Consider the following 17,736-nt stretch of genomic DNA (forward strand, 5'->3'; position numbering starts at 1 on the left):
GGGCGCAGCCGCGCGATCCTGATCGACCCGAACACAGCTTCGGGCCTGAAAGTCTTCGCCGCTGGCGTTGGCGGCGGCCTCTGGGTCACCACCGACATCTCGTCCCCCACACCCAACTGGACCGCGGTCAATGACCTGTTCTCCAACCTGGCCATCACCACGCTGGCTGCGGCACCGTCCACGCCGCTGACGATGTATTTCGGCACCGGCGAGGGCTACTTCAACATCGACTCCATCCGCGGCAACGGCATCTGGAAGAGCGTGGACGGTGGTGCGAACTGGACCCAATTGCCGAACACCGCCAACGCGTCCTTCCATTACGTGCAGAAGATCGTGGTGACCTCCGCGGGCGCCGTGCTCGCGGCCACCCAGTCGGGCGTGCAGCGCAGCGCCGGCGGCGGCTTCCGGCCAACCGGCAGGCGGCGAATGCCCGCACTGCGGCTACAAGCGGCAAGCCAAGGACAACAAGGTGGCGGCGGACCGGTGCCCGTCGTGCAAAATGGGCTATGCCACGACGCCGGGCGCGCTGATGAGCGCCGAGTCGAAAACCGGCGACCGCCTCGAGGTCTATGACAAGGAGGTCGTGATCAAGCGCAAGCTGGGCGTCAAGGTGCTGCTGCAGAGCCTCAAGGGTGACCTGCTGGAAGGCATCAAGGGCGACAAGTACATCCCCATCGACAGCATCGCCTCGATCCAGCTCAAGCCGGCGAGCACACTGCTGGCGGGCTATATCACCGTCGTCCTGCCGGAATCCAGGGAGGGCTTCAAGCTCGCCGGCCTGGACGACTGCACCGTCGAGTTCGTCAAGCGCGAGGAAGAGAACTTCGTCGCGATCAAGGCCTTCCTCGACGCCAGGATCGGCCGCTAGCCGGCGGCCGGGCGCCGCATCAGTATACGTGCGCCAGTTCGGTGGTCGCCTTGGCCAGCCGGTCGACCAGGATGTTCATGAACGAGCGGTTGAAGCGCAGCTGGCAGTTTTCCGAAGCCTTGTGCAGCGAGTCGGCCTTGATCTTGAACAAAGTGACGGGCGTTTCGGCGACGATGGTGGCGGTGCGCGTCATCGCACCCCGGCGGATGTAGCACATCTCGCCGAAGCAGTGCCCCTTGCCCAGTGTGGCCAGCTTCTTGTTGCCCTTGACCACGCCCACACTGCCATCGGCGATGACGAAGAAGAAATTGCCCTGCGTGCCCTCTTCGACCAGGATGGTGCCGGCGGGCACGCGCCCCCAGATACTGATGCGCAGCACTTCCCACAGCTCGATTTCGCTGAAGTCCTGGAAGAATGGCAGGGCGTTCAGCATATTGAAGCGCTGGGTTTCGGAATCGGCCTGCTGTGGCAGGTCGAGCTCGGCGATGGTGGACAGGTCCTGGATGAACTCGCGCCAGTTGGCATGCCGCTCCGGTCGGTTGCGGCGCATGGCCTTGGTCACGATGTCGGCCAGCCGCGCCGACAGCGCGGGGCGATGGGTACGGATGCCGGGCGGGTCTTCGTTCAGTATCTTGTGCGTCAGCGCGTAATTGCTTTCGGCCTCGAAGGGCAGGCGACCGGTAAGCAGCTTGTACAACACCACACCCAGCGAATAGATGTCGGTCTGATAGTTGAGGTTGTCGTTGCGCGCCTGCTCCGGCGACATGTAGGAGGGCGAGCCGACCCCGGTCAGCTGTGTCTCGTCGTTCTTGGCCACGATCGCGGCGCCGAAGTCGGCGATCTTCACCACGCCATCGGAGCAAAGCATGATGTTGGCCGGCTTGATGTCGCGGTGGATGATGCCGTTGCGACTGGCGAAATCCAGCGCCAGCGCGCACTTGAAGGCGATCTCGATCACCTTGTCCACCGGCAGCAGGTTATCGATCTGGCCGTGCTTTTCTAGCGTTTCGCCCTGAACGTACTCCATCACGATGTAGCCGTCCTCGCGGCCCAGCATCGCGTCGTAGATGCCGACGATGTGCGGGTGGTTGAGGCGGCCGGCCAGCGCCACCTCGTTGGCGATCAGCTTGCGGTAGGTGATTCCGTGCTCGGTGTCGGACAGGACCTCGGGCTTGAAGACCTTGATCGCCACCTCGCGGTCGTTGAAGGTGTCGTGGGCCAGGTAGACGATACTCGTCGCCCCCTGGCCCAGCTCCCGGATGATTTCGTACTTTTCAAAACCGCCTGCAGCCGCTCGGTCCATTTACCGCGGGTACCTGGTCAATGATGGGGAAGAAACCTGAACTCGTGGAGTGTGCCTGAGGCTGGGTGGGGGCGTCAATTGCCGGGTAGGGTCCGACAATGAAAGTCGGCGCCGGTGGTACGGCGATGGGAATGCCGTGGTTCTGCGGTTTGGTCGCCATGGTTGGTCGCCGAATTCCAGTCGGACTTGTATCCCTGTACCGACTAGTCCAAATGGGCTATTGCCGCCGATTCTAGTTGACGGTTAAATCAAGGTGCCGGTATGGAGTCAACAAGAACGGACGGGGGCCCGACATGAAGAAGACACTGATTGCAGCAACTATCGCTGGAGCAATGTTTCTATCCGGAACGGCAAATGCTGGCATTGGTGACAGCATCTTCGTCCAGAACTCCGGGCATGTATTCGCCACCTTCGAGGGCCAGACCGCCGGCTATACCAGCGATCTGTACCTCTCCAGCCCGACATCCACCTTCATCTTCACCAACCATGTCGCCAATGTCGGCGATACGGTTGATCTCGGCTTCTTCTCCGCCGGCACCGAACTGGTTTTTTCCATCTATGTCCGTAACACCGGTGATACCTTCTATTCCGGTCTGGGCAGCGCCAACCCTGACGGCATCGCCCACGCCAACGTGATCAACAACTGGGCGCCCGGACTTACCTATGTCGGCTTTGAAGATCTGTACGGCGGCGGCGATCTCGACTACGACGACAACAGTTTCTCGTTCACGAACGTCGCCACGCTGCAGCCAGTTCCCGAGCCCGAGACCTACGCCATGATGTTGGCTGGCCTTGGCCTCCTAGGTGTTGTCGCGCGTCGCAGAAAGCAGAGCTTGTCTGCCTGATGCACCGGTAATGCACCAAACAAGAACGGGAGCTTCGGCTCCCGTTCTTGTTTGGTAACCGCTGCTTAGGAAAGCGAATGCCCATTCGCAGCTTTTGACGGCCCGTGACAAGCCCGCGAGGCAGCGCGCCGAACATCGTCGTAGCGTCGGCGCCGACTCCTGATCGCGTGGCAGCGCCGAGCCTCCTGCCGCGACCGGACGGTGCAATTCAGGCCATATCGTCCGCCAGATGGGGAACAGAATCCTCGGCGGGCTCGCCGGTCTCGGGATCGATCCAGTCGGCGATGCCGATTTCGTTTTCTGCATCCCTCAACGACTCCGCCACACCGTCATCGAAGCCGGCGCATTGCAGGTCCATCTCCGCCTCGACCAGCGTGGCAAACGGACCGTACTCCCTCTCGCCGGCGGTAGCCTGCCAATAGAATCCATCCGGACGTTCGAAGATCAGCGGCCGCTCGAGCATGGCGGGCGATCCCTTCCTTGTCCTTTTCTGCATGATGCCTCCCTTTCTTTTCGGCGGGAGCGACTGGAACCCGCGCCGACACTTCCGTTGCACGACCGGACCATGTTTTCAGACTAGTTCGAAATCACGCAAAATCAAGCTTCGCCGGCCACGTGACCGGCCCGCCGCCCCACCGGGAAAACCGATGATCTTTGGCCTGCTCGCCGATGCCGTCCTGCTGCTCCACCTGGGCTTCATCCTGTTCGTCGTCTGCGGCGGCTTCCTGGTCTGGCGCCACGCCCGCCTGGCCTGGCTGCACCTGCCCGCCGCGACCTGGGGCGCGCTGATCGAGTTCGGCGGCTGGATCTGCCCGCTGACCCCGCTGGAAAATCGCCTGCGGCTCCTGGGCGGCGGCGAAGGCTATGCGGAGAGTTTCGTCGCGCACTACCTGATACCGCTGATCTACCCCGCGACGCTGACGCGCGAGCTGCAGATCGGCCTTGGCCTCGGTGTCGTCGCGATCAATCTCGTCGCCTACATGCTCGCCTGGCGCACGCGCCGCGCCTAGGCGGGCGACGCGCTGTTCCTACGCGAACTCGGCAAACTGCGGCAACATCCGGAGGAACTTGACCAATCAACACCGACGACATCCGCGCCGTCGCAATCGCGGCCCTGCAATCCATCCCGCCGAGGTCGAGGCCGACACCCTGCGCGGCGACCGTCTGCTGCGCACTCAGGTCGATCCGGACTCGATGGACTGGCTGAACTTCCTGCTCGGCCTGCATGAAATGCTGAGCGTCGAGATTCCCGAGGCCGATTACGCGAAGCTGGTCATGATCGACGACGAGGTCGCCTAAAGCAGGCGAGGATCGCCGGCCGCGGCTGGCAAAGCGGTCCCCGCTTGGTACCGCCCTGCGCCCTGGCGGCCAAAGGGACTTGAAACGATCGCCGCATGCGACCCGCGCCCAAGAGTCGGCGCCGGCAATACGGCGCCGACTAGTTCCAGCCGCCGCCGCCCTGTTGCTCGAAGCGCTCGCGGTCGCGGCTGAAGAGTTCCTCGAGTTCCTCGCGACCGGCCCTGGCCACGGTCAGCATGCGGTTCTCGTCGTGGAAGTGCGGAACCAGGTCTTCCATGGCGCCGACATTGTGGCGACGGAAGGCGTCGGCCATTTCCCGCGCGCGGAAGGCGTCGATGCCGAGCGCTTCCAGCACGTGGCGGCCCGCCTTGAGCGCGGCCTCGAAGGTTTCGCGCTCGATGATGTCGACCTCGCGCGCGCGCAGTTCCACGAAGTGGCGCACGTTGCGGGCGCGGGCGACGATGCGCAGGCCGGGGAAGTTGGCGCGCACGATGTCCACCAGGGCCAGGCTGTCGTCCACGTCGTCGATCGCATTCACCAGCAGGCGTGCCTTGCCGGCACCGGCGGCGGACAGCAGGTCGAGCCGCGTCGCGTCGCCGTAGAACACCTTGTAGCCGAACTTGCGCAGCATCTCGATCTGGTCGGGATCGTGGTCGAGCACCACCGCGCGCAGGCCGTTGGCGAAAAGCAGGCGGCCGACGATCTGCCCGAAGCGGCCGAAGCCGGCGATCACGATGGCGCCGCCGGCATCCTCGTCGATGGTGTCGGCCTCGCGCTTTTGTTGCTCGGCCTGGCGGTCGGCCAGCCGATCGCGGACCAGCAGCAGCAGCGGAGTGCAGGCCATCGACAGCGCCACCGCGATCGTCAAGAGGCCGCCGGTCTCGCGCTCGAGCAGGCCGGCGCCCTGCGCCGTGGCGAACACCACGAAGGCGAACTCGCCACCTTGCGACAGCAGTAGCGCGAACAGCCAGCGCTGCCTCGGCGTGATGCCGATGACGCGCGCCAGCAGCCACAGCATCAGGGTCTTCAACGCGAGGAAGCCGCCCAGCAGCAGGGCGATGCCGCCCGGGCGCGCCAGCAGCAGGCCGAAGTCGATCGCCATGCCCACCGAGATGAAGAACAGCCCGAGCAGCAGGCCCTTGAAGGGCTCGATGTCGGTTTCCAGCGCATGGCGGTATTCCGAGCTCGCCAGCAGAACGCCGGCGAGGAAGGCGCCCAGCGCCATCGAGAGACCGACCAGCGACATGAGTTGCGATATGCCCAGCACCAGCAGCAGCGCAAAGGCGGTGAATACCTCGCGCGTCTGGGCGGAGGCGATCAGCCGCAGCGCCGGCCGCGTCAGGTAGCGTCCGACCACGATGATGCCGGCGATGGCGACGATGGCCTTCAGCGCATCGAGCCCCGGCGTGGTGGTCGCTGCGGCGTGCGTGGCAAGCAGGGGAATCGCGGCCAGCAGGGGAATCGCGGCAATGTCCTGGAACAGCAGGACGGCGAAGGCGCTGCGCCCGATCGGCGCCGGCAGCAGGTTGCGCTCGGCCATGACCTGCACGGCGATGGCGGTCGAGGACAGGCTCAGCGCGAGGCCGGCGATGATTGCCAGCTTCCAGTCGAAGCCGAAGCCGGCGCCCGCCACCGCCAGCAGCACGCCGCAGGACGCCATCTGCAGGCTGCCGTTGCCGAAGACCTCGCGGCGCATCGCCCAGAGGCGTTTCGAATCGAGTTCGAGGCCGATCAGGAACAGCATCAGGACCACGCCGAACTCGGAAAAATGCATGATCGATTCGACGTCGCTGACGAAGCCCAGGCCCCAGGGCCCGATCAGGGTGCCCGCAATCAGATAGCCCAACACCGAGCCGAGCCCCAGGCGCCTGGCCAGCGGCACGCAGAGCACCGCGGCCGCGAGATAAATCAGCGCGTCGCGCATCATGGCGGCAGCCCCGCCCTACCGTCGTGGGCCGCGAGCCAGGCCTGCAGGCGCTCGCGCAAGCTAGCCGCGTGCGCGGCGAGTTCCGCCTCATTGATTTCGTGGGCGCCGTGCACGATGAAGGGCTCCAGCCAGTTCATGCGGCAAAAGCGCGCAGTCTCCTCGATCGGCCGCGAGAACTCGCCGAACGGCCGTTCATGGATTCCCGTCGCGGCGTAGGCCTCGCGCGTGCCGCCGGTACTCGCCACCCAGAGGCATCCCTTGCCCCGCAGCGCGGCACTGCCGTCGCCATAGGCCCAGCCGTAGGCGAGGACCTTGTCGAACCAGTGCTTGAGCAGCGCCGGCACGCTGTACCAGTACACCGGATGCATCCACAGCACCAGTTGCGCGCGCGACAGCGCCGCCTGCTCCGCCGCGACATCGATGTCGAAATCCGGATAACGGTCGTAAAGCGAACAAACCTCAACGCCAGGCAGGTCGCGCACGGCATCGAACAACGCCCGGTTGGCGCGCGACTGCGAAGGATAGGGATGGGCAAAGACGAGGTAGATCACGGTTCGGCCACGATACACCACCAGACCGGCAGCGACGGAGCGGCGGGGCGGCGAAAAGTCGGCGCCCCACAGGGACCTCCTTCGGTCGCCGGCGGTACGGCGCGATGCGGGCGGCCCGCATAAAAAGTTGCCAACGGATGGGCCGAACAGACTATGGACGGGCTGCGCCGAAAGGACTACTGTGGATTCCGGTCAGTCGGTGGTCGCGCAGGCCAAGGTCCGCGCGGCAGCCAGTGTTGTCCGAGTTTGAACCCGGGGAGATTGCGATGATCAAGCACGCGGTGACAAGACTGTTCCTTTCCCTGATGTTGGTCGCGGCCACCAGCTCTCCGGCCCGGGCGACGACCATCACCTTCGACGGCCTCGCCGGCACGGCTATGACCGGCAATTCGCAGGTATTCACCACATTCACCAAGTTTTCTCCCAATGCTCTCGCCACGGTGGATGGTTTTCAGTTCAAATCATCGGGTCCCGAATTTTTCCTGGGTGCAGCCTATGCGGCTGCCTGTTGCAACAGTGACCTCGGCCCGCTGGCTTACAACGGAACGGATTACCTGATCGGCTTGCCCGACATCACGGTGAGCAAGGTCGGCGGCGGCGCGTTCTCGCTCAACGGCTTCGACCTCGCCGAATGGGACGACACCCACACCGCGTCGATCAGCCTCACCACGAGCGGACCGGGCGGCCCGACGACACAGATCCTGCTGCTTTCGCTGTTCGGCAACCGCTACAAGACCGTCGGCAACGATTTCACGCATTTCAGCCTGACGGGATACGACAACGTGGTTTCGTTCACCCTGGTCGGCAGTGTCCCGTGGGCCTTCATCGCGCTGGACAACCTCGACGTCGCAGCTCCGATTCCGGAACCCGGAACCTACGCCATGCTGCTGGCCGGCCTTGGCCTGCTCGGTATCGCGTCGCGCCGCAGGAAGCAGAAGGCAGCGGCCGCCAGGTAGTCCGCATCGGCCGTCGGCTCAGGCGGCCGCGACGCTGCGCGCCCGCAACTGCCCGCAGGCCCCCGCGATGTCCTGACCGGCCGACTGGCGCAGCTTGGCAAGGACGCCATGACGGTAGAGGTGTAGCGACATCGCCTCGGCGCGCTCCCATGACGGACGGCTGAATGCGAGCCCATCGACCTCGTTCCAGGGAATGAAGTTCATCACCGCGTACTTGCCCTTGAGCAGGCGCACGATGCCGTCGAGTTCATCGCCGCCGTCGTTGATGCCGGCCAGCAGCGTCCATTGGTACTGGATCGGATAGCCGGTCGCGCGGGCGTAGCGTTCACCGAGTTCCACCAGTTCGGCCGGACCGATCGCCTGCGCCTTCGGCAGCAAGCGCACGCGCAACTCGGCGCGCGTGGTGTGCAGCGACAGCGCCAGCGCGGGCTTGACCGTCCCCTGCGGAAGGCGTTCGAACACGCGGCGGTCGCCGACGGTGGAAAACACCAGGTTCTTGTGGCCGATGCCGCCTTCCGTGCCGAGCAGGTCGATGGCGTCGAGCACGTTGTCCATGTTGTGCGCCGGCTCGCCCATGCCCATGAAGACCACCTTGGCGACCTTGCGCCGGCGGCGCGCCAGCACCACCTGGGCCACGATCTCGGCGCTGCCGAGCTGGCGCAGCAGGCCGTCGCGACCCGTCATGCAGAAGGTACAGCCGACCGCGCAGCCGACCTGGCTCGACACGCAAAGCCCGTCCTTCGGCAACAGCACGCTCTCCACCGTCTGGCCGTCGCCGAGTTGCAACAGCAGGCGCGACGAGCCGTCGCTTCCCGCGTGCTCCGAGCGAACGCGCAGCAAGGCCGTCAATTCCGCATCCAGCAAGGGCAGCGCGGCACGCAGCGCGGCCGGAAAATAATCCCCGGCGGCGATCGGGCCGCTGTCCAGCGCCCGCCCCTGGGTCCAGGCACGCAGGACGCGCGCCTCGTGGCAGGGCTTGGCGCCGTGGTGGCGCAGGAATTGTCGGAGGTGTTCGATTTGCATGGGCAGGCCGGATGCTAGCACCGCCGGCCGTGGCACGCGGCAGGCTTTCCGGGCAGGCGGCGGGACGCTATATTCCAGGCATGGCCGCGACGTTCGAGATGACCGAATATGACCAGCGCGAGCTGGAACGCCTGCTCGAGGAAATACGCGACGAGGCGGTCGAGACGCGCGAATACACCGGGCGGGCGGCATTTGCGCCGCGCGTGCTGGCCGCTTTGCGCAGCGTGCCGCGCCATGCCTTCGTGCCGGCGCAGATGCGGCAGCGCGCCTACGGCAACCATCCGCTGCCTATCGGCCACGGACAGACCATTTCGCAGCCCTACATCGTCGCCCTGATGACCGACCTGATCGATCCCGGGCCCGATGATGTCGTGCTCGAAGTCGGCACCGGATCGGGCTACCAGGCGGCGGTGCTGGCAACACTGGTGAAGCGGGTCTACACGATGGACATCGTCGATGCGCTTGTCCGCGACGCTGAGGCCCGCTTGCGGCGACTGGGCTACGACAACGTCGAGGTGCGCAGCGGCAACGGCCGCCTGGGCTGGCCCGAGCACGCGCCTTATGACGCCATCCTGGTCGCCGCGGCGACACCCGCGATTCCGCCGGCTCTGGTCGCGCAGCTGAAGCCCGGCGGCCGGCTGGTCATTCCCCTCGGCGCCGCCCGCGAAGCGCAGGAACTGCGGGTGCTGGACAAGGACTTGCAGGGCCGGCTGGATGAACACGGCGTGCTGCCGGTGGCCTTCGTTCCGCTCACCGGCGCCGATGACGGCTGATCGCGATGTTTGATCCTCGTCAGATCACCACGAAGTGCACTGGCGGATACTGGATCGCAGGAGTAGGCTAGGCAGCCGGAATTCGCAAGGAGGGCATCATGGGCACGCATGAAAACATGACCAAGGTGACGCTGCTGACGGGGTGCTATCGGATCGAGGGCTATGTCGACCTCTTTCCCGGAGCCCGCGTCACGGATTTCATGAGGGAGGCCAAGGACTTCGTCGCGGTCCTGGATGCCAGGGTCTACTCGGCGGACGCAGCGGGTCGAGAGGTAATGGTGGCGCCGTTCATCGACGTCAATCGCGATCGCATCGAGATCGTCACCTTGGGCTGAGCGCCGGAGCGCGACCCTGCGCGCGAGGGACCCTGATGGTCCCGGGCGGCTGCGCCGAATACGCGGCGGCGGATGCACGCTAGGGCATTCCCTTGCCCGATGGCGGCGGCGCCGCGCAACGGGCGGAGATGTGGCAACCTGCTATGGGCACATCGCGGGCGAGCCGGCAATGCCGGGATTCACGTCGCCGAGTATCCGGCCGCTATCGCCGTGTCGCCAGCGCCGACTCTCAAACGCAGCCGGTCGGCTTCGGCATGCCGGCGTAGCGCGCGGCCTGTTTGGCGGGGCCGTAGGGGAACAGGTCGAACAGGTACTTCTTGTCGCCGTACTGCTCGCCCAGCGCGCCGCCGATCAGCTTCGACATGACGCGCAGGTTGGGCGCGGTGCCGTTCTCGGCGTAGTACTCGCGGATCCAGCGCACGACTTTCCAGTGCTCGTCGCCAAGATCGAGCTGGTCGCGCTCGGCAAGGCATTTCGCCACATCCTCGGTCCAGTCGTCCAGGGTCGCCAGATAGCCTTCGGCGTCGGTTTCGATGTCGCGTCCATTTACATTGATCATGATTTTTTCTCTCTGTTCGGGTCGGGGAAAATTACTTGAGTATTTTTGTCGGATTATAGGATTTGAACCGAATCGCGGCATAGAGTTTTTTGCACCGGCCATCGCCCGCTTTTATGCGCCACCATCCCAATCGGCAACGTGGCGTGCCGCCAGGGCAACGCCCCTATGGACGCAAGGGGCGCAAATCCGGATAATTCGGTCGAATCCGTTTGATGCTGACCTGCGGTCCGTGGGCAACCCCGGCGCAGGTCAATTTTTTCCTTTTTCCGAGAGAACATCATGGCCGCCGTTATGCCCGCTTCCGCCGCCAGCCGGCTCCTCCTTTCCGGCAACGAAGCCGTCGCCCGCGCCGTCTGGGAATCCGGCGTGCGCGTCGCCGCCGCCTATCCCGGCACGCCGGCCACCGAGATCATCGAATCCCTGGCGCGCTATCCCGATCTCTACGCCGAATGGTCGGTCAACGAGAAGGTCTCGATGGAAGTCGCGCTCGGCGCCTCGATGACCGGGGCGCGGGCCTTCTGCGCCATGAAGCACGTCGGCCTCAATGTGGCCAGCGACTGCCTGATGACCATGACCATCACCGGCGCCTATGGCGGCCTGGTGATCGCGGTGGCCGACGACGTCGGCATGTCTTCGTCGCAGAACGAACAGGATTCGCGCTTCTGGGGCCGCTTTGCCCACATCCCGGTGCTGGAGCCTGCGGATTCGCAGGAAGCCTACGAGATGACAAAGTTCGCTTTCGGCCTCTCCGAGCAATACGAAACTCCTGTACTGCTGCGCCTCACCACCCGCATCTGCCACGTCAAGGGCCTGGTCGTCGCCGGCGAGCGCGAAGCCCACGAGCCGGCCGGCTTCGTCAAGGATCCGCAGCGTTGGGTCATGGTTCCGGCCCATGCCAAGGCGCGGATTCCCGCCCTGTTCCAGCGCGATGAAACCCTGCGCGCTGTGAGCGATGCCTCGCCGCTCAACGTGCTGGAAGCGGGCAGCAACCGCAGCGTCGGCTTCGTCACGTCCGGCCCGGCCTACATGCATGTCAAGGAGGCCTTCCCCGATGCCCCGGTGCTGAAGCTGGGCCTCTCCTACCCCTGGCCACCGGAAAAAGTCCGCGAACTGGCGGCGCTGTGCGACACGCTGGTGGTGGTCGAGGAAACCGAGAAGCTGCTGGAAACCGAAATCAGGGCCGCCGGCATTGCCTGCCACGGCAAGGATGTGCTGCCGAGCATCGGCGAACTGTCGCCGCAGGTGCTGCACCCCGCCGTCGACCGCCTGCTCGGCAAGCCGGTACCGCCGCCCGCGCCCGCCGCCGCGCCGCCCAGGGTCTTCCCGCGGCCGCCGACCCTGTGCGCTTCCTGCCCACACATGGGCATGTACTACACACTGTCGCAGATCAAGAACATCATCGTCGCCGGCGACATCGGCTGCTACACGCTGGGCGCCGGCCATCCGTGGAACGCGCTCGACACCACGATCTGCATGGGCGCCACGATGGGCGTGGCGCTGGGCATCGACAAGGGACGCGGCAGCGTCGACAAGAACAAGCGGATACTGGCAGTGATCGGCGATTCGACCTTCATGCACATGGGCATGCAGGGCCTGCTCGACATCACTTACAACCACGGCAACATCACCGTCCTGCTGCTCGACAACAACACCACCGGCATGACCGGCGGCCAGGCCACGCCGGCCTCGGGCAAGGACATCCACGGCAAGGAGGCGCCAAAGGTCGACCTGTTCAAGATCGTCGAGGCGCTCGGCGTACCCAACGAGCGCATCAAGGTGGTCGACCCCTACCAGTTGCCGGTGCTGTTCAAGACCGTGCGCGACGAAATCAAGGTCGAAGGCCCCTCGGTGATCATCGCGCGCCGGCCCTGCGTGCTGATCGACGACTTCAAGCCCTTCCGCCCCTACCTGGTCGAGGAAGACAAATGCACCGGCTGCGGCAACTGCATCGAGGTCGGCTGCCCGGCAATCCACGTCACCCATCGCGACAAGGTAGTCAAGCCCTCGGGCAAGGAAGTCGAACTGGCCTTCGTCAACATCGACAGCCAGGCCTGCACCGGCTGCGGCCTCTGCGTCCAGCCCTGCGCGCCGGACGCGATCCGCCACGTGCCGCGCCACGACATCCCGATCCACATCGTCAAGACCACCAGCACGTCATGAGCACGAACGACATCACCAACATCCTGGTCTGCGGCATCGGCGGCCAGGGCGTCATGACGGCAGCCGAGATTCTCGCCGAGGCCGCCATGACCGAAGGCCACGACGTGAAGAAGACCGAAGTCGCCGGCATGGCCCAGCGCGGCGGCGTGGTCACCTCGCACCTGCGCTTCGGCCGCAAGGTGCTCTCGCCGCAGATCGAACCGGGCACGGTGCAGGTGCTGCTCGGCTTCGAAGGCGCCGAGGCGCTGCGCTGGTCGCACTACCTGAAACCCGACGGCATTGCCCTGGTAAACAACGCCAGGCTGGTGCCACCGGTGGTCGAGCTCGGCCTCTTCGATTACCCCGAGGACCCCACCGGGCAGATGCGCGCCGCCGGACATCGCGTGGTGTCATTCGACGCGATGACGATTGCCCGCGACCTCGGCGAGATACGGCTGGGCAACACCGTGATGCTCGGCGCCATCGCCGACTACCTGCCCTTCGCTGCGAACGTGCTGCTGGCCTGCATCGACAAGCGCTTCGCGCGCAAGGGCGAGAAAGTCGTCGAGGCCAACCGCCGGGCCTTCGCCGCCGGACGCGATGCGGTGGCAAGGCAGTTGGCCGCCTCGCCCGCCTGACCAAGCGCCCATGGCTGGCTTTGCACGGCCCGCCGGCTGCAGCTAGTCCGAACGGGCTATTGGGGGGCCCATGCGAAGTTGATATCCTCGGCCGGGATGATGAGCAGCCACCGGGCGAACAATGGCGCCTTGTCAATGGCGCCTTGTTCTTGTATCGCCGAACCCTATCCACGACCCGGAAAGTTACTTCGATGAAACTCTTTGCACGCTCCCTGATTCTGGCCACAACCTTGTCCGTGAGCAGCACTTGCGTTCTTGCGGCGCAAGATTATGGCTTGTCTGTGCGCATGTTTGGCTGGCCGAATGCGACGGAGGACTACGCCTTCGCCTACCCCGGATTCAGTTTCACCAACCTGTCCTCGCCGGGCGTCACCATCACCAGCCTGAGCATGGACGACGGCTCCGCCAACGGCCTTTGGGATGTCGTCTCGGACGAATCCGCGAGCGTCGGCGTGGGCTACATCCTGACCCAGGGCGACTACGTCAACAATGTCGGCTGGAATTCCAACATCGGCTACAACTTCACCGGTTTCGACGCCGGCAAGTCCATGCAGTTCTATGTTGATCCGGACACCTATCACTATGGCACCGGCAACATCGTGGATGCCCGTCCCTATGTGTTCAATGGCGGGACCGTAACCGCCAACTTCTCCAACGGCCAGACACTGATGCTGACGTGGAGCAACCCTGTCGCCCAAAGCTTCTCTCCCTTGCGGCTGGAGAGCGAGCCGGCGGTGGATCAGCGCAACATCTACTACGAAATGTCGCGGACAGTCTCTGTCGCGGCCCCGGTTCCCGAACCCGAGACCTACGCCCTGATGCTCGCCGGACTGGGCCTGGTGGGCATGGCCGCCCGGCGCCGGCGTCGCCCCTGACCGCATCGTCATTGACCGAACAAGCCGGGCGCGTCCCGGCTTGTTTTTTTCGCCATGAACGACCGATCGGGGCCGCGTCGTTGCCGTCCCGCCAGCGCCGACTTTCCGCATTGCTTGCGACCCCCATGCCGATATAGACGCACCTTCGCTGAACCGGGATAATTCACGCTTTTGCAAAGGCTCTTCCCATGACTGCACGACTCATCGACGGCAACGCACTCTCGACGCAACTGCGCAGCGAGTTCGCCAACCGCGCCGCGGCGTTGAAGGAAAAAGGCGTGACGCCCTGCCTTGCCGTGATCCTGGTCGGCGAAGACCCGGCCTCGGCGGTCTATGTGCGCAACAAGGTGGCCGGCTGCGAAAAGGCCGGCATGCGCTCGATCAAGGATGTGTATGGACCCGATGTCGACCCGTCCGTCGTGCTGGCCCGCATCGCCGAACTGAACGCCGATCCCGCGGTGCATGGCATCCTGGTGCAACTGCCGCTGCCGAAACATTTCGACTCCGAAGCCGTGCTCGAATCCATCGCCCCGGAGAAGGATGTCGACGGCTTCCACGCCGAAAACGTCGGCGCCCTGGTGCAGGGCAATCCGCGCTTCATTCCCTGCACACCCTATGGCGTGATGAAGATGCTGGAAAGCGCCAAGGTGCCGCTCAAAGGCGCCGAAGTCGTCGTCGTCGGCCGCAGCAACATCGTCGGCAAGCCGATGGCCATGCTGCTGCTGGCGCGGAGCTGCACCGTAACCATCTGCCATTCCCAGACCAAGGACCTCGCCTTCCACACCAGGCGCGCCGACATCCTGGTGGCCGCCGTCGGCCGCGAGCGGATGATCACCGGCGACATGATCAAGCCGGGCGCCACCGTGATCGACGTCGGTATGAACCGGTTCAGCAGCGGACCGAACGCCGGCAAGCTCTGCGGTGACGTCGATTTCGAATCCGCCAGGGAAGTCGCAGGCGCCATCACCCCGGTGCCCGGCGGCGTCGGCCCGATGACCATCACCATGTTGCTGGCCAATACACTCGAAGCTGCCGAGAGGTGCGCGAAATGAAACCACTGGTCGGCATCGTCATGGGTTCGGATTCGGATTGGCCGGTGATGCAGGCGGCGGCGCGGATGCTCAAGGAATTCGGCGTGCCCTACGAGGCGCGCGTGGTCTCCGCGCATCGCACGCCCGACCTGCTGTTCGACTACGCCGCCATGGCGCAGGAACGCGACCTGCGCGCCATCATCGCCGGCGCCGGCGGCGCCGCCCACCTGCCCGGCATGCTGGCGGCCAAGACCATCGTCCCGGTGCTCGGCGTGCCGGTGCCTTCGAAGCACCTCAACGGCCTCGACTCCCTGCTCTCCATCGTGCAGATGCCGAAAGGCGTGCCGGTCGCCACCTTCGCCATCGGCGAAGCCGGCGCCGCCAATGCAGCGCTGACCGCAATCGCCATCATCGCCACCGCGAACGACGACTATGGCCGCGCGCTGATCCTGAAACTGGAGGCCTTCCGCAGTCGCCAAAGCGAGAAAGTGATGACCATGAAGCTGCCGGATCCCAAAGACCCCTGATGGACATCGTACCGATCCGGGGTTTTTTCACCGGACTGCAGGATCGCATCATCGGCGAACTCGAAGCCGCCGAAGGTCAGGCCTTCCTGCGCGACGCCTGGGATCGCCCGCAGGGCGGCGGTGGGATTTCCCGTTTGATAGAGGACGGCGGGTTGTTCGAGCGCGGCGGCGTCAATTTCTCCCATGTCCTGGGCGAGCAGATGCCCGCCTCGGCCACCGCGCACCGGCCCGAACTCGCCGGGCGACGCTGGGAGGCGGTGGGCGTCTCGCTGGTGCTGCATCCGCGCAATCCCTATTGCCCCACCGCGCACATGAACGTGCGCTTCTTCGCCGCCTATCCCAAGGCGGAAAGCGACAGCCCGATCTGGTGGTTCGGCGGCGGCATGGACCTCACGCCCTATTACGGCTTCGCCGAGGACGCGACGCATTTCCACCGCAATTGCCGCGATGCGCTGGCACCTTTCGGCGCCGATGTCCATGGACGCTACAAGAAGTGGTGCGACGACTACTTCTTCCTCAAGCATCGCAACGAAGCGCGCGGTGTCGGCGGCATCTTCTTCGACGACCTCAACGAAGGCGGCATGGGCGGCGAGACGCCCTTCCAGCGCTGTTTCGCACTGACCCGTGCGGTCGGCGACAGTTTCACCCGCGCCTACCTGCCGATCATCGCCCGGCGCCGTGCAACGCCCTATGGCGAGCGCGAGCGCGATTTCCAGGCTTACCGCCGCGGGCGCTATGTCGAGTTCAACCTGGTCTGGGACCGCGGCACGCTGTTCGGCCTGCAGTCCGGCGGCCGCACCGAATCCATCCTGATGTCGCTGCCGCCCATCGTGAAGTGGCGCTACAGCTGGCAGCCGGAGCCGGGTAGCGCCGAGGCAAGGCTCTACAGCGACTTCCTGCCCCCGCGCGACTGGCTCTGAGGCCGGTGAATCAAGCCAGCAAGGACTTGACGATGCGCGCCAGCGCCGACAGCGCGGCATCGGGCGATTGATTGAACTGGGCGCGGATGATCGCGCCATCGACGGCCAGCGCCACGGCATCGGCCTGCTGCCGTCGCCGCCGGGATGCGGGCAGCACGGCGGCGATCGCATCCGTCATGTCCTGCTTGTGGCAGCGCGTGATGTCGGCGACTTCGGGCAGGGATCCAGCCAGTTCGCCGAGGCTGTTGATGAAGGCGCAGCCGCGAAAGCCTTCGCCGCGAAACCACTCCGCCAGCGACGGCACGATCGCCGTCGGCGCGCTGCCATGGCGCTGCAGCGCCTCGACGAACCATGCCATCCAGCGCCGGTGGCGATAGTCGAGGAAGGCGCGCACCAGGTCGTTCTTGCTCGGGAAATGCCGATAAAAGGTGGCCTTGGTGACACCGGACTCGGCGATCACGCGGTCGATGCCGGTGGCGCGCACGCCGTCGCGATAGAACAGGTCGTGCGCGGTGAGCAGGATGCGCTGGCGCGCGGCGGAGTCGCGGACAGGCGGCACGGGGCTGGCGATGGCTATCATGCGAGCATTGTAGACAACTCCGTCTACCGGGGCTAGACTTGCCGTCGTAGACAGAGTTGTCTACCTTGAATAATCCCCTTCGCTCCGGAGTCGACCATGGAAACCAAGCCGCCCCTGCCTCCATTCACCGCCGAAACCGCTGCGCAAAAGGTGCGCATGGCCGAGGACGCGTGGAATACCCGCGACCCCGACCGCGTGGTGCTGGTCTATACCGAGGACACGCGCTGGCGCAACCGCTCGGAATTTCCCGTCGGGCGCGCCGAGGTGCGGCAATTCCTGGTGCGCAAGTGGGCGAAGGAACTCGACTATCGCCTGATCAAGGAACTCTGGGCCTGCGCCGGAAACCGCATCGCCGTGCGCTTCGCCTACGAGTGGCACGACGATTCCGGACACTGGTACCGCTCCTACGGCAACGAGAACTGGGAGTTCAACGAGCAGGGCTTCATGATGCGCCGCTTCGCCAGCATCAACGACCTGCCGATCCGCGAATCTGACCGCAAGTTCTTCTGGCCGCTGGGCCGTCGCCCCGACGACCACCCGGGCCTGAGCGCGCTGGACCTGTAGGCAGCGCGGCTCGAAAGTCGGCG

At 65.3% G+C, this 17,736-nt stretch carries 21 protein-coding genes and 1 pseudogene; 15 read left to right on the forward strand and 7 right to left on the reverse strand.

Annotation, left to right across the window (positions count from 1 at the left end; genetic code table 11):
* Window positions 1-573: pseudogene (locus J0M27_RS08960) on the forward strand (hypothetical protein); the annotation flags it as partial.
* Entirely contained in the window at window positions 530-868 is a 339-nt protein-coding gene (locus tag J0M27_RS08965) for a hypothetical protein (protein WP_294990155.1), read from the forward strand. The pseudogene J0M27_RS08960 and the gene J0M27_RS08965, both read left to right, overlap by 44 nt.
* A gap of 19 nt (window positions 869-887) precedes the next feature.
* Here J0M27_RS08965 and J0M27_RS08970 read toward each other — a convergent pair whose 3' ends face one another.
* A complete protein-coding gene (locus J0M27_RS08970; protein WP_294990157.1) occupies window positions 888-2,171 on the reverse strand; it encodes a serine/threonine-protein kinase in 1,284 nt (427 codons plus the stop codon).
* Window positions 2,172-2,464: 293 nt separating this feature from the next.
* On the opposite strand from J0M27_RS08970, the gene J0M27_RS08975 reads away from it, so the two are divergent.
* Window positions 2,465-3,016, forward strand: a complete 552-nt coding sequence (locus tag J0M27_RS08975) for an FxDxF family PEP-CTERM protein (protein WP_294990159.1) — start codon at window positions 2,465-2,467, stop codon at window positions 3,014-3,016.
* Window positions 3,017-3,224: 208 nt separating this feature from the next.
* On the opposite strand, the gene J0M27_RS08980 is transcribed toward J0M27_RS08975, so the two are convergent.
* Window positions 3,225-3,479, reverse strand: a complete 255-nt coding sequence (locus J0M27_RS08980) for a hypothetical protein (protein ID WP_294990162.1) — start codon at window positions 3,477-3,479, stop codon at window positions 3,225-3,227.
* Between the two features lie 184 nt (window positions 3,480-3,663).
* Between J0M27_RS08980 and J0M27_RS08985 the strand changes: the two genes are divergently transcribed.
* Both J0M27_RS08985 and J0M27_RS08990 read left to right on the forward strand, forming a co-directional pair.
* Window positions 3,664-4,026 (forward strand): DUF2784 domain-containing protein, encoded by a 363-nt coding sequence (locus J0M27_RS08985; protein ID WP_294990164.1) that lies wholly within the window; start codon window positions 3,664-3,666, stop codon window positions 4,024-4,026.
* Between the two features lie 58 nt (window positions 4,027-4,084).
* Window positions 4,085-4,315, forward strand: a complete 231-nt coding sequence (locus tag J0M27_RS08990) for a hypothetical protein (protein WP_294990167.1) — start codon at window positions 4,085-4,087, stop codon at window positions 4,313-4,315.
* Window positions 4,316-4,454: 139 nt separating this feature from the next.
* Here J0M27_RS08990 and kefC read toward each other — a convergent pair whose 3' ends face one another.
* Window positions 4,455-6,242, reverse strand: a complete 1,788-nt coding sequence (gene kefC, locus J0M27_RS08995; protein ID WP_294990170.1) for a glutathione-regulated potassium-efflux system protein KefC — start codon at window positions 6,240-6,242, stop codon at window positions 4,455-4,457.
* Window positions 6,239-6,793 carry a glutathione-regulated potassium-efflux system oxidoreductase KefF gene (gene kefF / locus J0M27_RS09000; protein WP_294990173.1) on the reverse strand — a complete coding sequence of 185 codons (555 nt, stop codon included), beginning with the start codon at window positions 6,791-6,793 and terminating at the stop codon, window positions 6,239-6,241. Before kefF ends, kefC begins: the two co-directional genes overlap by 4 nt.
* 266 nt (window positions 6,794-7,059) lie before the next feature.
* Here kefF and J0M27_RS09005 point away from each other — a divergent pair, with 266 nt between their 5' ends.
* Window positions 7,060-7,749: a PEP-CTERM sorting domain-containing protein gene (locus tag J0M27_RS09005; RefSeq protein ID WP_294990176.1), complete on the forward strand. Its 690-nt coding sequence runs from the start codon at window positions 7,060-7,062 to the stop codon at window positions 7,747-7,749.
* An 18-nt stretch (window positions 7,750-7,767) separates the two neighbouring features.
* Here the strand turns inward: J0M27_RS09005 and J0M27_RS09010 are convergent, their stop codons facing one another.
* The gene (locus J0M27_RS09010) at window positions 7,768-8,772 is read right to left on the reverse strand and encodes an RNA methyltransferase (RefSeq protein WP_294990179.1); all 1,005 of its coding nucleotides are present in this window, start codon (window positions 8,770-8,772) and stop codon (window positions 7,768-7,770) included.
* A gap of 11 nt (window positions 8,773-8,783) precedes the next feature.
* On the opposite strand from J0M27_RS09010, the gene J0M27_RS09015 reads away from it, so the two are divergent.
* Together J0M27_RS09015 and J0M27_RS09020 are read left to right on the forward strand one after the other, a co-directional pair.
* Window positions 8,784-9,545, forward strand: a complete 762-nt coding sequence (locus J0M27_RS09015; RefSeq protein WP_294990182.1) for a protein-L-isoaspartate(D-aspartate) O-methyltransferase — start codon at window positions 8,784-8,786, stop codon at window positions 9,543-9,545.
* Window positions 9,546-9,643: 98 nt separating this feature from the next.
* Window positions 9,644-9,880 (forward strand): hypothetical protein, encoded by a 237-nt coding sequence (locus J0M27_RS09020; protein WP_294990185.1) that lies wholly within the window; start codon window positions 9,644-9,646, stop codon window positions 9,878-9,880.
* Between the two features lie 229 nt (window positions 9,881-10,109).
* On the opposite strand, the gene J0M27_RS09025 is transcribed toward J0M27_RS09020, so the two are convergent.
* Window positions 10,110-10,439 (reverse strand): TusE/DsrC/DsvC family sulfur relay protein, encoded by a 330-nt coding sequence (locus J0M27_RS09025; protein ID WP_294990188.1) that lies wholly within the window; start codon window positions 10,437-10,439, stop codon window positions 10,110-10,112.
* A gap of 279 nt (window positions 10,440-10,718) precedes the next feature.
* Between J0M27_RS09025 and J0M27_RS09030 the strand changes: the two genes are divergently transcribed.
* From J0M27_RS09030 to hemF, 6 genes are all read left to right on the forward strand, one after another.
* A complete protein-coding gene (locus tag J0M27_RS09030) occupies window positions 10,719-12,599 on the forward strand; it encodes a thiamine pyrophosphate-dependent enzyme (protein ID WP_294990191.1) in 1,881 nt (626 codons plus the stop codon).
* Complete coding sequence (locus J0M27_RS09035; RefSeq protein ID WP_294990193.1) at window positions 12,596-13,216, forward strand: indolepyruvate oxidoreductase subunit beta; 621 nt, start codon at window positions 12,596-12,598, stop codon at window positions 13,214-13,216. Before J0M27_RS09030 ends, J0M27_RS09035 begins: the two co-directional genes overlap by 4 nt.
* 287 nt (window positions 13,217-13,503) lie before the next feature.
* A complete protein-coding gene (locus tag J0M27_RS09040) occupies window positions 13,504-14,091 on the forward strand; it encodes a PEP-CTERM sorting domain-containing protein (RefSeq protein ID WP_294990195.1) in 588 nt (195 codons plus the stop codon).
* 188 nt (window positions 14,092-14,279) lie between these two features.
* Window positions 14,280-15,143 carry a bifunctional methylenetetrahydrofolate dehydrogenase/methenyltetrahydrofolate cyclohydrolase FolD gene (folD, locus tag J0M27_RS09045; RefSeq protein WP_294990198.1) on the forward strand — a complete coding sequence of 288 codons (864 nt, stop codon included), beginning with the start codon at window positions 14,280-14,282 and terminating at the stop codon, window positions 15,141-15,143.
* A complete protein-coding gene (gene purE / locus J0M27_RS09050; protein ID WP_294990200.1) occupies window positions 15,140-15,649 on the forward strand; it encodes a 5-(carboxyamino)imidazole ribonucleotide mutase in 510 nt (169 codons plus the stop codon). Before folD ends, purE begins: the two co-directional genes overlap by 4 nt.
* Window positions 15,649-16,569: an oxygen-dependent coproporphyrinogen oxidase gene (gene hemF / locus J0M27_RS09055; protein WP_294990203.1), complete on the forward strand. Its 921-nt coding sequence runs from the start codon at window positions 15,649-15,651 to the stop codon at window positions 16,567-16,569. Before purE ends, hemF begins: the two co-directional genes overlap by 1 nt.
* A gap of 10 nt (window positions 16,570-16,579) precedes the next feature.
* On the opposite strand, the gene J0M27_RS09060 is transcribed toward hemF, so the two are convergent.
* Entirely contained in the window at window positions 16,580-17,149 is a 570-nt protein-coding gene (locus J0M27_RS09060) for a TetR/AcrR family transcriptional regulator (protein ID WP_294990206.1), read from the reverse strand.
* Between the two features lie 96 nt (window positions 17,150-17,245).
* Between J0M27_RS09060 and J0M27_RS09065 the strand changes: the two genes are divergently transcribed.
* The gene (locus J0M27_RS09065; RefSeq protein WP_294990209.1) at window positions 17,246-17,713 is read left to right on the forward strand and encodes a nuclear transport factor 2 family protein; all 468 of its coding nucleotides are present in this window, start codon (window positions 17,246-17,248) and stop codon (window positions 17,711-17,713) included.
* The last annotated feature ends 23 nt before the right edge of the window (window positions 17,714-17,736 follow it).

Source organism: Sulfuritalea sp. (assembly GCF_017302275.1).
Taxonomy (GTDB): Bacteria; Pseudomonadota; Gammaproteobacteria; order Burkholderiales; family Rhodocyclaceae; genus Sulfuritalea.